The organism is Shewanella sp. DNRA4 (assembly GCF_012843185.1).
Classification (GTDB): Bacteria; Pseudomonadota; Gammaproteobacteria; order Enterobacterales; family Shewanellaceae; genus Shewanella; species Shewanella xiamenensis.
Map to the genome: position 1 here is coordinate 128,554 of NZ_JABAIP010000015.1, position 14,878 is coordinate 143,431.

13 protein-coding genes are annotated in these 14,878 nt (G+C 48.4%); 5 read left to right on the top strand and 8 right to left on the bottom strand.

Features of this window, described 5'->3' with window-relative positions; translation table 11 throughout:
* Positions 1 to 20: 20 nt before the first annotated feature.
* Positions 21 to 281, top strand: coding sequence for a phage-shock protein (locus HG547_RS16830; RefSeq protein ID WP_037416192.1), 261 nt, complete (start codon positions 21 to 23; stop codon positions 279 to 281).
* 166 nt (positions 282 to 447) lie between these two features.
* On the opposite strand, the gene mog is transcribed toward HG547_RS16830, so the two are convergent.
* From mog to HG547_RS16850, 4 genes are all read right to left on the bottom strand, one after another.
* The gene (mog, locus tag HG547_RS16835; RefSeq protein ID WP_047540360.1) at positions 448 to 981 is read right to left on the bottom strand and encodes a molybdopterin adenylyltransferase; all 534 of its coding nucleotides are present in this window, start codon (positions 979 to 981) and stop codon (positions 448 to 450) included.
* Between the two features lie 206 nt (positions 982 to 1,187).
* A complete protein-coding gene (locus HG547_RS16840; RefSeq protein ID WP_169548473.1) occupies positions 1,188 to 2,147 on the bottom strand; it encodes a carbohydrate kinase in 960 nt (319 codons plus the stop codon).
* Positions 2,148 to 2,239: 92 nt separating this feature from the next.
* The gene (locus HG547_RS16845; RefSeq protein ID WP_169548474.1) at positions 2,240 to 4,636 is read right to left on the bottom strand and encodes a TonB-dependent receptor; all 2,397 of its coding nucleotides are present in this window, start codon (positions 4,634 to 4,636) and stop codon (positions 2,240 to 2,242) included.
* Positions 4,637 to 4,894: 258 nt separating this feature from the next.
* On the bottom strand, positions 4,895 to 6,115 hold the full coding sequence (locus tag HG547_RS16850; RefSeq protein ID WP_169548475.1) for an MFS transporter: 1,221 nt from the start codon (positions 6,113 to 6,115) through the stop codon (positions 4,895 to 4,897).
* Positions 6,116 to 6,372: 257 nt separating this feature from the next.
* Between HG547_RS16850 and gtfA the strand changes: the two genes are divergently transcribed.
* A complete protein-coding gene (gtfA, locus tag HG547_RS16855) occupies positions 6,373 to 7,857 on the top strand; it encodes a sucrose phosphorylase (protein ID WP_055646920.1) in 1,485 nt (494 codons plus the stop codon).
* A 60-nt stretch (positions 7,858 to 7,917) separates the two neighbouring features.
* On the opposite strand, the gene HG547_RS16860 is transcribed toward gtfA, so the two are convergent.
* The 4 genes from HG547_RS16860 to HG547_RS16875 form a co-directional block, all read right to left on the bottom strand.
* Positions 7,918 to 8,946, bottom strand: a complete 1,029-nt coding sequence (locus HG547_RS16860; protein ID WP_037416178.1) for a LacI family DNA-binding transcriptional regulator — start codon at positions 8,944 to 8,946, stop codon at positions 7,918 to 7,920.
* 88 nt (positions 8,947 to 9,034) lie between these two features.
* Positions 9,035 to 10,483, bottom strand: a complete 1,449-nt coding sequence (locus HG547_RS16865) for an MFS transporter (RefSeq protein WP_169548476.1) — start codon at positions 10,481 to 10,483, stop codon at positions 9,035 to 9,037.
* A 24-nt stretch (positions 10,484 to 10,507) separates the two neighbouring features.
* Positions 10,508 to 10,972, bottom strand: a complete 465-nt coding sequence (locus tag HG547_RS16870; RefSeq protein WP_037427995.1) for an NlpC/P60 family protein — start codon at positions 10,970 to 10,972, stop codon at positions 10,508 to 10,510.
* Between the two features lie 115 nt (positions 10,973 to 11,087).
* Entirely contained in the window at positions 11,088 to 11,825 is a 738-nt protein-coding gene (locus tag HG547_RS16875; protein ID WP_169548477.1) for a sulfite exporter TauE/SafE family protein, read from the bottom strand.
* A gap of 133 nt (positions 11,826 to 11,958) precedes the next feature.
* Here HG547_RS16875 and HG547_RS16880 point away from each other — a divergent pair, with 133 nt between their 5' ends.
* The 3 genes from HG547_RS16880 (at position 11,959) to HG547_RS16890 (ending at position 14,862) form a co-directional block, all read left to right on the top strand.
* On the top strand, positions 11,959 to 12,885 hold the full coding sequence (locus HG547_RS16880; RefSeq protein ID WP_169548478.1) for a pirin family protein: 927 nt from the start codon (positions 11,959 to 11,961) through the stop codon (positions 12,883 to 12,885).
* 240 nt (positions 12,886 to 13,125) lie between these two features.
* Positions 13,126 to 14,172 (top strand): ATP-binding protein, encoded by a 1,047-nt coding sequence (locus HG547_RS16885; protein ID WP_169548479.1) that lies wholly within the window; start codon positions 13,126 to 13,128, stop codon positions 14,170 to 14,172.
* A complete protein-coding gene (locus HG547_RS16890) occupies positions 14,173 to 14,862 on the top strand; it encodes a response regulator transcription factor (RefSeq protein WP_169548480.1) in 690 nt (229 codons plus the stop codon).
* Positions 14,863 to 14,878 lie beyond the last annotated feature (16 nt).

Consider the following 14,878-nt stretch of genomic DNA (forward strand, 5'->3'; position numbering starts at 1 on the left):
ATTGAGTTAAGGAGCCAATCATGGAAAAAGAATTTATTATCATGGTCATTATGGTGACCTTTATTATCGGTGTAAGCGCTACAGAGATGTTTAAGCATTACCTAAAAATGCGCCAACTGGGTGGCGGAAACGATCGACAGCTTGAGGATAAACTCACCCAGCTGAGTCTACAAAATCAGGTACTGATTGAACGAGTACAAGTGCTGGAGCGCATAGTGACAGATGCAGAGGACAACGCCGCTAAAACCACACTGGCACAGCAAATTGAGGCATTAAAATAGTCGTTAATGCACCGCAGTTAAACTCGTATTACAGAGTATTAAAGCTGTGTCTATAGGCGCTAAGTCAAGCTGCGTAGTTGCGACTTAGCGCGACCACAACAGCCCACAACGAATGCCAATAAAAAACCCAAGCTAGACTTGGGTTTATGCAATCTTACAGCGCGGATTATTTTGCCTTAGGTCTAAAAGGCTTAATCACGGCCTCGTTACACTCGAGGTACGGCCCTTCCATCAGGTCGATACAGTAAGGAATCGCTGGGAATACCGCATCTAAACATTCGCGGATTGATTTAGGCTTGCCCGGCAGGTTCACAATTAATGAATCCCCCCGTAAGCCCGCGGTTTGGCGCGAGAGAATCGCCGTCGGCACAAACTTTAATGACTCAGCGCGCATCAACTCGCCAAAGCCCGGCATCATGCGATCGCACACGGCCTCAGTTGCCTCGGGCGTCACATCGCGTTTTGCTGGGCCAGTACCGCCCGTGGTCACAATTAAGCAGCAATCCAGCTCATCGGCCATCTTGATCAGGGTCGCTTCAATCACATCCTGCTCGTCGGGGATCACTTGATAAATCGGCTCCCACTCGCTGGTGAGATAATCATTGAGGGTGTCGATAATCGCCTTGCCCGAGATATCCTCATAAATCCCCGCGCTGGCACGATCGCTCACCGTTACAATCCCGATTTTTGCTTTGCTCATAGGAAATCCCCAATCATGTTGAAATAAAACCATATCGACCGAAAGCAGAGGAGAAACCTATGCTCCTTCGACTATAAGCCGCAGCTAAAATAGCATAAATGCTCGGCCAATGGGGCAAGTAAAACGTGATGAAGTTCGCGCAATATGCTCGAAAAAAGCTAAGACAAGCCATAGCTCACCTTAGCTTAATAGTTTGGAGTGAAGGGTTAACTCACCTGCGACAATGTGGGTAAAGCAGGGAAAGCGCCCTTCTGACAACAGGTTACGGCGCCGCAACGCACCGCAAACTCAACCGCCTTGCGCAACTGTGCCTGACATGCAAGTCGATGTTTTAAGGTTAAATGCTCGAGATCAAACTCCAACTCAGAACCCAGTGCAAACAAAAATCCCGCCATAAAGCTGTCGCCCGCCGCCGTGGTATCTACGGCTTTAATTTGGGGGACTGGCACGCTAAATCGCTCATCTACTGTGATGCACTGCACTGGATTGCCGCCGTCAGTAATTAGAATCACTTCAACACCTTGCGCCAAAAAAAACTGCAAATAATCTTCGAAACTCTTGTTCCGCGTTAAGGCTAAATAGTCGGCCTCTTCACGGCTCATTTTCAGCACTTGTGTGTAACGAAAACACTGCTCTACTCGCTCTGCAAGCAATGCGGTATCGGGCCAGAGTGATAAGCGCAAGTTAACATCAAAACTCACTATCTTATTGAATGAATTAGCGCAACGGGCACCATAGATGCTCGCGTTAAAAATGCTCGCTTCGGTAAAGGTGTTGGAACAGAGATGAAAAACATCCATCTGTGGCCATGGAATGACATCGAAATGGCGCTGACTATAGCAAAGATCGGCAGTCCCTTGGCGGTTAAACTCGAAGGTTCGTTCACCATTCTCATCCAAATTTACCACCACTGTCGCTGTAGGCACACCTGGCACTTCGGCCAAATAATCTGTAGCAACGCCTTCGTTTTCGAGGGATTGTTTTAACATTACGCCATAATCATCGCTGCTAATGCCGCCAGCAAAATAACTCTTACCGCCCAGTTTGGCATAACCTACAGCCACGTTTGCAGGCGCGCCGCCCGCAATGGCTTGATGAGATTTGTCGTTAGCCTCTGTGGGTAATAAATCCACTAACACCTCTCCAAAACTGAGTAATACCGTCATATGGATCCCTTTATATTTCTATTAGTTAAGCAAAAAGCCCATGCTGGATGGGCCTTTTAAATTGTCGGTTTTAAACCTCAAACCCGCCGGAGTTAAAACTCGTATTTCAAGGTTGCACTCGTGGTTCTGCCATTTATGGTGCGAGCGCGGATAATATTGTTATCAGGAATCGAACCTTCCTCAGCCTCTGTGATACCCGTGGCGTCAAACAGGTTGTTGACGTTTAAGGAGACACTTAAGGCCTGAGTTAAGTTGTAGGTTGCAAAGGCATTGACCTGATTATAACCATCAAACTTGAGGTCATTATTATCTTGTGCATAGGAGTCAGTAGTGCCAATCAGGTTGATGCCCACTGAACCTTGGTCAAAGTTATAACGGCCCATCAGTGAATAGATAAAGTCGGCCTGTCTTCTTGGAGTATTACCCACAACATCTGGTGTTAAAGCGTCCTTAGCAATCTCAGCATCGGTCCAAGTGACATTGCCCCTAAAATCGAAGTCACCGATAAAATAGGCCGATTCAATTTCAATTCCTTTGGCTTTGTACTTACGGTCGAAGAAACGCTGACTCGTCGCCTCAAAGTTTTGCTCTTCGGTCTCGGAGTAGAAAGCGGTCGCGAACACCGATAAGTCATCGTAACGGTACTTAACGCCTAACTCATATTGATCCACATTATCGACCGCATCTTCTTTTGCCACTGAACCATCGGCACGAACCTTACCAAATAACAGGCGATCCGCGTTGGCACGGCCGCCATGACTCAAGCGACCAAAAGCAGCTAAATCGCTGTCAAACTGATAGTTTGCGCCGAGTGAATAGGAGGTGTAGCTCCAGTCATAATTCACGGGTTGCGGATTGGCATTATCAATAGAAGAGACACTTTGCTCAGGAATAGAGATTACGCCATCCAAGTTCATATCGACTTGCGATTGCACATTGCCAGCGTAGAAACCACTGGCATCGCCGCTGTCGTAACGCACACTGGCATCCAGCGATAAATCCCCAAAGCTTGACGCGACCGCAAGATAAGGCGCCTTAATGTTGTATTCTGTATCGTAATTACGTTGGCAACAATTACCCCAATAAGGCACACCATAGCCGTAGAGCCCAGCATCGGAATAGGCGGTACCATCGGCAGCCACAACATCAAGCAATGCGGCGTTATCCCCTTTGACTTCCATCAAATAGGAGTTCCACATCCAAGTCATATTGATATTTTGGGTAGCATTGTAATAACCCAAAGTAACGTTGGTATCGTCAAAGGTTTTCGTTAATTTTAAGTCGTTTACGATTGAGCCAAAGTCATTCATCTTAACGTCGAAGGTATGGATCCGCATGGCGAGTCCATCCATAGGATTGCCCGCATCAGGGCCATTGGCATAAATCAACTTGGCGCCAGTGCCCGCAATACTGGCCGCAATGTCGGCACCATTAGCCACTTCGGCTGGGAATGGCGCCATAAAATTGCCGCTCACATCCGAGAAACGGAAGCGGTTTTCGACCTGCCAGTCATTGCCTAAATCAAAAGACGCTTCTAATCCCACTGAGTTAACCTCAGGATTCATCCCATCGCGCATATCACCGCGACGACGCTCACCATCGGCGCCTAAACTCAGGGTTGAGAGAAAATAAGCTGACTGGATGGCATCGGATTTCGCATTAAAACCTGGAACAGAGCTACCGTCCAAATACATTGGCATGGGTAAGTAGCCAATACTTTTATCATCTAAATGTTTGAAATAAAGACGAACATAGCCACTATCGAACTCTTTGGTTATGTTAGCTTTTACCTGACCACCTTTGTTGGCGTCATAACCTGCTTGGCGAGGGCCTTCACCAGTACGCACAAAACCACCCACATGGAAACGCAGGCTGTCATTGATGCTGGTGCCATATTCAAAGTCGGTACGGAAGGTATCGTAGTCCAAGCCAAAGGTGGTCGACACGCTGCCAGCATCTGAACTTCCGGTTTTACTGATCACGTTAATAATGCCACCGGGAGCATTACTCGCCGCAGTGGATGCCGAACCACCACGAATAGATTCAATGGTTTGTACTGTAGAGTCTAAACGTAAAAAGATATCCGCATTACCAAAGGCAATATCGCCAAACTGTAGAATTGGTAAACCATCTTCTTGAATTTGAAGAAACTTAGCACCACCCGATGCCACAGGTAAGCCACGTACAGCAATGTTAGCATTACCTTCGCCGCCCGTTGATTCCACCTTCATCCCTGGAATGATCCGAAATGCTTCGGCGGATGAACGTGGAGTACTAACCTCCAACTCGGCGAGTGATACGCTGCTGACTGACACGCTCGAGTCCATGACGCGGGTGCCACGGGCCACGCCCGTAACAGTAATGCGCTCAAGGCCTAACGCATCTTTCTTGGTTTCTTCCTGTGCAGGTGCATCGGCAGCCCAAAGCTGAGAACTCACCAAGACGGCGATTGTGCTTAACAAGAATTGTTGTGATGTGCGATTTATCATTTTTATGTCCCCACCCATATTTGAGAAGCCGCCCCTCTCCCCACGGCGACTTCTACTGAAATTGTTGTTAATCGATTAGCCTGTTATTTCACTTTACTAAAAAACATCTTAATCGATTAAGTTAACAAGTTAGCAACTAAATAACAAAAAGCAAGTGTGTTTTTTGTACAGACCCACAAACTTAAAGTGAGAACAATAGATAGTTAATTGATTAATCGGAGAAATGTGACAGAAAAAATTTTTCTTTCACATTCCAATTTAAGCGGTTTCACGGCCCAACAATGATTGGGTAGGATCTTTAATCAGATTAACGCCCGCTAACAGGCACAGTAAAACGGCAAACCCAGTTGCGAGGTAAAAGCCATACTTCACATGGCCGAAAATATCCCCAACTAACCCCATACAAAGGGGAGCCAGCGCCGCAGAAACCGCGGTAAAAAACAGGATTACCCCTGCCACAGAACCGTGCTGCGCCACGGGGAAACAACTGATCCCCTTGGAGTTTAAGGTGGGATATATCATTGACATAAACAGCCCAGAGAGGGGCAAGAGAATAACGGCTGCCTCAACCCCATAGAGCATAGAACCGAGATAGCAAAGGCTAATCGCTAAGCTAAACCAAAACATAACCTGTTGCCACGAAAAGTGATTTAGTATCCATCCGCCCAAAAACCGCCCACCTGCTCGCAGGGTAAAAAAGAGGGTCAAGGCATAAGCCGCCAGTGCAGTGTAATCCCCCTGATACTCTTGCAGCAGGCTAGGCATCCATACATAAATCGCCACTTCGGTGGCCACATACAAACCAATCGCAAGGGAAAACCCTAATGCATAAGGGTTTTTCATCATACTGAAGGTGTTCGCCAGATTAATTGTTTCCGTCGAGGATTGCTTAACCTGCGGATAATCGGCCCTAAACGCCAACCAACAAAGCAGCAGACAAAATACACCCGCCCCAAAATACAAATACTTCCATGACACACCACTGATAAGCAGATAGCTGACGATGGCTGGCCCCACCATCGCGCCAACCCCAAAGAATCCTTCGACCGTGTTCATGGTGCTGGAATGTTGTTTTGGTGACCGAGAGATATCACCGATCAGGGCTAAAGCCCCAGTTTTAAATACCCCAATTGCCAAGCCCACCAAGGCCAATAGCATCAGGAAATAATAAAACGACTCCCCAAGCGCAAATAAAAAACAGGCAATAGCGAACAACAACAACCCTAATAAAATGGTTAGTTTACGCCCTATTTTATCCGCCAAAAAACCCAGAAACAGGCCACTTATTGCGATAAAAATCATCGGCATATAATGGAAGGCGCTCGCCTGAGACAAAGAGAGGCCAAATTCAGCAATCAGCTGCGGGATGATCACGCCCACGGCATCGGAGGTCATAGCAAACATAAAAAACATTAAATACGTCAGCACTCGAATACGAGTGTGATGGCGATTTTCTACAGAATTTGAATCACTTACCATACTGTTTCACCTTATCGTTATCGCGCCTAACTCCCTTTGAAGCTGGCTAAGCCCCAAACAGCTTTAGGCATTATTTATGTACAGCAGTGAGCTAATCCCCCCAAAACCTAAGACTAACTCAAAAATAAAACAAACCACTTGAATAATGTTTCACATTGGTTAAATATACAACTTAATCGATTAAGTTTGTTTGCGCAATTTATAAATAAACGCGGGCAAACTTTACTCTGGGAAGGCTACTCAAACGTGGGCAAAGTATGAAAAATCAAGTGCAATTGATCACCTATGTCGATCGGATAACCGGTGCCGGACTCAAAGAACTCAAATCCTTGCTCAATAACGAGTTACAGGGGTTATTTGGGGGCGTTCACCTACTGCCCTTTTACTATCCTATCGATGGCAGCGATGCGGGTTTTGATCCCATAGACCATGTGCAAGTGGATTCACGCTTAGGTGATTGGGACGATGTCAAAAGCATAGGCGAAGAGTTCGACATTATGGCCGACTTGATCGTTAACCATATGTCTGCGGAGTCTCCCGAGTTTAAAGATGTGCTCAAGCATGGCAAACAATCGGCTTACTGGGATTTATTCCTAACCAAGGACAAGGTATTCCCCGAGGGATTAAGCGAGCAGGATCAAGAAGCTATCTACCGCCCCCGCCCAGGGAGCTGCTTTAGCACTTACACCTTAGCGGATGGTTCAACGGAAGAGTTTTGGACCACCTTTACCCGTAACCAAATCGATATCGACGTACACTCCGCAGCAGGTAAAGATTACTTAAACCGCGTATTGGCGCGATTTAACCACAGCAAAGTCAATTTAATCCGCTTAGATGCCGCAGGTTACGCGATCAAAAAACCCGGCACTAGCTGCTTTATGATTGAGGAATCCTTCGAGTTTGTGGATAAATTAGCAAAGCAAGCCAATCAGTTAGGCATGACAACCCTAGCCGAAATTCACTCCCATCATATGACGCAAATCGATATCGCCAAACGGGTCGATATGGTTTACGACTTTGCATTACCGCCGCTGATTTTACACACGCTCTTCAGCCAAGATTGTCGTGCCCTGAGCCACTGGCTTGAAATGGCGCCTCGCAACTGCATTACCGTTCTCGATACCCACGATGGTATCGGCATTATCGATGTGGGCCCAATGGATGGCTTACAAGGATTATTGGACGAAAAACAAATCGATAATCTGGTTGAAACCATACACAGCAACAGTCAAGGCGAGAGTTTACAAGCCACAGGGGCAGCCGCCAGCAATGTCGACTTGTATCAAATCAACTGCACCTATTACGATGCCCTCGGGCAAAATGACCTAGATTACTTGATGGCTCGAGCGATTCAGTTTTTCGCACCGGGTATTCCGCAGGTGTACTACGCAGGCCTGCTTACCATACCCAACGACATGGTATTGCTAAATCAAACCCATGTTGGCCGAGATATTAATCGCCCCTATTTAAACCGAGAAAAAGTGCAACAAGCCCTGCAAAAACCAGTGGTTAACGCTCTTATTCAATTGATTAAACTGCGTAATAGCAGCGCCGCATTTAATGGCCGTTTTACGATGGCAGCCAGTGGAAAATCACTAACACTCACATGGTCTGCGGTAAATGCGCAGGCGAGTCTTAATCTCGACTTTGCCAATAAACAAGGGCTGATCACCCTGCTTGATGAGCAAAGCATCGAAACCCAAATCAGCTTAGCCGACCTGCTCACCCCAGCGCAGGGATAAATACCAAACATAAAACAAAAGGCGCTTTAACAGCGCCTTTTGCATTTAAAAATCAATATATTAACAGCTTTTACCTAAACGTAATTCATACCCTAATACCTGAGCATGTACGGCATCGTCGATAAACATCTGCGCCGCCATTTGGCCTTTTTGTTCAGAGTATTGATAAACCGTAGTCAGCGGAGGATTCGAGCGAGTCGCCTCATCAATACCATCAAACCCCACTACACGAATATCCTCAGGGATCGCTAATCCCATCGCCTGCGCCTCACCCAGCACACTAAGAGCAATTAAGTCACTCATGCATAAAAATACGTTGGGTCTTGGGGTCGAATTCAGCGCCTCCTTGGCCGCTATCCGTGCATATTCCGCATTACTTTCAGGAATATTCCAAATCCGATCATTGCCAAGGGTAATACCGGTTTCCTCAATTGCCTGTAAATATCCCTGCAACCTCTGGTGTGCAATCGACATATCGATTTCGAGCAAATTCAAATCGTAAACTCGGCAGGTTAAATGGGTATCGAGCAGTCTTAGGCCTAATATTGCAACCTGATCGGTAGGTGATTTTAATGCCAATTTTGCCACTTCATAGGCGGCTAACTTATTGTCAATGCTGACAGCGGCGTTGCGGTGGATATCAAAATCCACTGTAACCACCTTTTTCTTAACCTGTTTCAATTGCTCAGCAAGCAAGGCATTGCGGGGGCGACCATAACAAATAAACCCATCCACAAAATCTGCCACCGCATTTACACTGTCAGAGCTGCCCGAAAACAGCAATAAGTTGAGTTTTTCCCGCTCCAATACCGAAGCCACCCCCTTCATAAACTTACTGGCGACAGGATCGGACACCATATATTCAACACTATCGGACAATACCAGCGCGACGGTATCAAATTTGCCTCGGCGTAAGGATTGCGCCGCCTTGTTTGGGCCAAAGTAACCCAATTTAGAACAGGCGGCTAAAATTTCGTTGCGGCGTTTTTCCGATAGTTGATCGGGACGATTAAAAGCATTAGAAACAGTGGCGTTAGAGACACCTAGCTCGTTAGCTATGCTTTTTAAGGTCCAGTTTTTAGTTGTCATGCAGAATTCCTGGCAAAGAATGGGGTCACAGCGGAAGCTAACCTATCGCAAATACTACACAGCTTAAATCCGTCGTGCACCAACAAATCTACTCATGATCCCTAAGCGCTGTGGCGGGCGAGAGATACCCTACAATCGCAGAGCTGAGCGCCACCAAGGCCGCCGCGATAAAACCCCATTGGAAGGCGTGATGCACAACCTCAATGGGTAGCTTTTTTATCGCCGCAATCCCCACCTGCGCCCCTTCGAGCGGTAACAAGCTATATAGCAACAGGCTGAATAAGGCCGTACCAATTGCCGCGCCCATGGAGCGACACAAGGACACCATAGCGGTAATTTGGCTTAAACGCGCCTTGCCCGACACACTCTGCACAACTAACTGCACGCTGGGCATCACGGTTCCTAACCCTATGCCCACCAGCACACCTAATCCGCCAATAAGATCCGCATTGGGCGGGACTAAACCGATAGAGAGTAAACCGATAGAAGCCAGCCCCATCCCGAAGGTCGGCAACCATTTAGGTGCTACATCTCGGCTCAACAACCGGCCCGCAATAGTAGAACCTGTCACTATACCAAAGGTCATTGGTATCAATAGCAAGCCCGTTTTGGCCGGATTGGTTTGCAGACCAACCTGTAAGTAAATGGGTAAAAAGAAGATCATCGCAAACAGACAGGCGGCAAACAGCGCAGCGGTTAATAGCGGCATATAAATGGCTTTGTTGGCGAGTAAATCCAGCGGCAAAAAAGGACTCTCACGCTGACGCTCCCACCACAACAGCAAGGCGGCGCCCACAAAGATGAATCCCATAAAGCCTAAGCTTGTGGCCGATAGCCAAGCAAAGTCTTGCCCTGCCACAGACAACCAATACAGCAGCGCCGTAATGATAGAAGGAAATAACAGCACGCCAAGCAAATCAAACCGACCCAGTCGTACAGGTTTAATACTCTGTTTATGCAAGCGATTAAGTCGCCAAACCGCCAGCATAACCAAGGGAATATTCGCCCAAAATAACCAGTGCCAAGAATAGGCATGCACCACAAAACCACCAATCACTGGGCCGCCAACACTGGCGAGGGTAAACATAGCGGCAAAATAGCCCTGAAAACGCGCCCGTTGCCGTATCGGCACCAATTCCCCCACCAGGGATTGGGACAGACTCATTAGCCCGCCACCGCCGAGGCCTTGGAGAATCCTTCCGGCAATCATATGGTCCATCGTCCCAGCGCTGGCGGAGACAATTGAGCCTAACGCGAACACCGCCAAGGCAATCATCAAGATTTTGGCGCGGCCAAAGTTATCCCCCAGCCAGCCATAAATAGGCACACTGGCCGCCATTGCCAACATATAGCCGATAGTGATCCACGAGGCTTGCCTGAGGCCACCCAAATCTTCAACGATGGCAGGGGTTGCGGTGGCGAGTAGGGTTTGATCGACCGCCGCCAAAAACATGGGTAAGAACACGGCGGAGAAAATCGCCAGAAAAACCGAAGTGGGTAGAGGCTCATGTTGGGACGAAGCAGACGCTGGGGTCATAGAGTCTCTACCTGTGATTAAGGCTTAAATTCGCCTTGCATTCCAATACTTTGATGCCCAATAGCTATTAAGTAGGCTCGAAATTTTTACCCCTTGGCTCGTCGAGACATGGAGAAAATTATTCCCGCCCACATAAATGCCGACATGGTGCGTGCTCCAGCCAGTTTTAAAGAACACTAAGTCCCCCTTACGCAGTTGATCCCGCGCCACGGGTTTACCAAGTGCTTGCTGCTCCTCCACTGTACGCGGCAGAGTCATACCCAACATTTTTTGGTAAGCGACCGACACAAAGGCCGAGCAATCGATGCCTTTCTTGGTCGCCCCCCCCAAACGATAAGGGACGCCGCGCCATTCGGAATGCAATTCGGCGATATTGCTATCGTTCCATACCGAGACGGGTTCAACTTGCTTGACCACAGGCTTAGGTTCTGGCGCGCTCGCACAGGCACCAAGACCTAAGGCTAAGATAACTATCAGTAATCGTTTCATTAGCGTAAAACTCATCGCGGGCAATTCTTGCGTAATATCGGGTGCTATCAAAGCGATAACTAACATACCGTGAAAAAATCGATGGTAACAGCCTAAGCTAATCTCAAGCTTAAAACTATAACGCCGTCCACAATAAGCGAATACCCACCAGCACCATTAAAATCAAGATGATGCGTTTAAACAACCTATCGCTGATCTTATCTTGGATCGACAACCCCAGTTTTACCCCTAACCAAGCCAAAGGCGCAAGTAACAGAGAAATCAGAATGTTACCTTGGTTAATTTGCCCGAGCAGACTGTAGGGCACTAACTTAACCAGATTCACCACCGCAAAAAATACCACTGCCGTGGCTAAAAACTCTTGTTTGGCCAAGCGTAACGGCAGCAAATAGGCATTGAGTGGCGGCCCGCCTGCATGGGCCACAAAGCTGGTAAAACCTGCGGTTAAGCCGCAGAGTCGCCCCACCAAATGTGAAGGGGTAGCTTGGGTTTTATCCCCTAAAACCAAGCCATAAAGACCAAATCCTAAGGACACACAGCCCAAAATCGCCCGTAAGTAATCTTCGTTTAATCGGTCGAACAACCAATAGGCTATGCCTATACCCACAATCGCCGCGGGTAAGAGGATCCATAATTGGCGTGGATTATGTTGGCCCCACCACGAACGAACACTTAAAAAATCCATATAAATCAGCAGTGGTAACATGATTGCCGCCGCTGTCGCCGGGCTTATGGCCAGCGCTAACAGGGGCACAGTCAAGCCACCGACGCCACCAGCAAAACCCGATTTAGAGATCCCAGTGATCAACACCGCAGGAATCGCCACTAGCCAAAAAACAGGGTCTGTTAACATCCCTTATTCCCAATATTGCGTTAAAGTCATTAAGGTCGAGCGTGAGTAACAGAGCTTGAGGGCGATAACACGCCTCGCTGCACCAGCATAAATGTTAAATCTATCCGTGTCTAAATGAAGATAAGGAGTCGATATGAGTCAAATGCAAACGTCGCCGTTTTACGGCGGCCCAAGGGAATGCCCCGTCGAAGATGGGCGGATCCAAATCCAACATATAGCCTCCAAAATCGGTGATGTAGGCGGGATACCCGTAGCGCGGGCTATTCCACAAAAACCGCGTCGACTCATAGGCCCTTGGTGTTTTCTGGATCATATTGGCCCAGTCACCGACGGCCCCTTAATGAATGTGGGCGAGCATCCCCATATCGGCCTTCAAACCTTCACTTGGATGCTGGAGGGGGAAATCATGCACAGGGACAGCCTAGGTAGCGCCCAAGTGATCCGCCCGAGGCAAGTAAACCTGATGACCGCGGGCCATGGCATAGCCCACACCGAAGAGTCCGTCGAAGGTCATCGTATTATGCATGCGGTGCAGCTATGGATTGCGCTGCCGCTGGAACACAAAGACACAGCCCCGAGGTTCGACCATTATCCCCAGCTGCCGACTTGGCAGGAGGCGGGCGCCGAATTCACCCTATTAATTGGCTCGTGGAAAGATAAACAAGCGCCCACACTGCACTTTTCGCCGATCGTCGCGCTTGATATCTTCGCAGCAGAGGCCACTCAACTAACGCTCAGGCTGGATCCGCGATTTGAATATGGCCTAATGCCGCTCGAGGGCCGATTCGATATCGACGATGAATCCTTTGATAACAATAATCTCGCTTACCTTGGCATGCTGCGCGAGAGCGTAACGCTCGACCTTCACCCTGGTGCACGTTTACTGCTGATTGGCGGTGCACCCCTCGCCGACACCGTCAGTATTTGGTGGAATTTTGTCGGCCACAGCAAGGAAGATATCGCCAGCGCCCAAGCTGATTGGGAGGCCAAGTCCCCACGTTTTGCCACTGTGCCGGGTTATAACGGCAAACGCTTAATGCCGCCGCCCATCCCTTGGTAATCTCGGTCATTAATCCCTGCCGTTAACGCGTTAACGCGAGGCAATCGAGCTAGATTGCCTCGCTTAATGGCGGTATTGCAGCCCTTATCTGATGCAAGGCGGCGAGCAAAACCGCCAACCTGACGCTAAAGCCAGACCACACCCACACGCCAAACCCCAGAAAATTTTACGGATTTTTTACGCGCTATCCCCACAGGCCTTTGCTAAAGTACCCTTAATTTCCGCAACGCCTTAGCCGTTATGACTTTTGCAAACACAGTATCCATCAACCAATTCTGGCGCTCGCATCCCGCGTTATTTACCGCCATATTGTTAGTGGTCGTACTGATAACTAGCTATTTTATTGATGTATTTTCAGGCTCAGCCATTGCTGTACTGCTTATCCTGCAACTCGCTGTGGTCGCTGTGGCCCTGCAATGCAATGCTAACTACGCCTACTTTGTGGCCGTGTTTGGCGCTGTAAGCTTTAATTTTTTGTTTACTGCGCCACGCTATTCGTTGCAGATGTTTAATATCGAAGACATAGTTAATCTAAGCGTGTTTTTGCTGGTCGCCCTGACTAGCAGCAAATTGGCCGAACATTACCGCCTCCAGCAGCACGCACTCGAACAGGCACAGCTCAGAAACAGCATTTTGCTCTCGGTCTCCCACGATTTACGCACGCCCCTTGCGACCATTATCGGCACCTTAACCACACTGAAGGAATACCAAGCCAAGCTCAACCCAGAGCAAACCGAGGAGCTTATCGACTCGGCCGCCGCCGAGAGTCATCGCCTGCACCAATATATCGAAAATCTTTTGCAAGCCACTAAGTTACAACATGGTGCGCTCAAATTTAGCCTAGATGAAGCCAATCTACGCGAAGTGCTACAGCGCACTATCGCTCGCTTTCAAACTGAGCAACCCAGAATCAAAATTCATACTGAGCCAGAGCTACCACCATTAATGATTTGCAGCTCTTTGATTGAACAGGCGATTTTTAATGTGCTCGATAATGCCCTGCATTATTCCCCCACCAACCAGCCTGTGATCGTAAGCCTCTATCGCCACCAAGATATGCTGCGTATCGATATTCAAGACTTAGGACAAGGCATAGCCCCATCTCAAAAGGAGGCGATTTTCGAACTGTTTTACCGCCAACATCCCTCTACCGATGGCGGAGCTGGATTGGGTCTGCCTGTCGCCAAAGGGATTATTACTGCCCATAACGGGCGTATCAGTGCCGAAAATGTTGCTCAAGGCAGCCTGATCCGCATCGCGTTACCGATAACGAAGGAAAGTGCATAAATGGCTTACAAGGTATTAGTGGTGGATGATGAGCCGCAAATCCATACCTTTATGCGGATCTCACTCGAGGCGGAAGGCTTTGAATACATAAGCGCCACCAGCATAGCCACGGCGCTCAAACAGTACCGCAGCCATCAGCCACACCTTATCGTGCTCGACCTCGGCCTGCCTGATGGCGATGGTATCGAACTACTCCATGCACTGCGCCTGCAAGATAAGACCCCCGTGTTGGTTTTAACCGCCCGCGATCAGGAGGAAGAAAAAATCCGCCTACTCGAGGCAGGCGCTAACGACTACCTGAGTAAACCCTTTGGCATCAGGGAATTAATCGTGCGTATCAAGGTATTAGTCCGTGACCTTGTGGATACCTCAAGCACTATCGATATGCTGCAATTTGGCCCGCTCACTCTACAAAAGAGCAGCCATCAATGCTGGCTTAACCAGCAGGAAATCGCCCTCACCAAAAAAGAGTTTGCCCTACTGGTTCAGTTAATGTCCCACCCTGGGCAATTGCTGAAACAGAGCGAACTGCTGCGCAATATCTGGGGCGAAACTCACCAAGAAGATAGCCATTATCTGCGGATTTTAGTCAGCCAACTGCGTAAAAAGCTTAACGATAGTGACGAACAACAACTGATCAAAACCGAGCCCGGTTTAGGGTATCGACTCACCGACCTCGGCCCGCCCTAGGCCAGCTCACCTCACT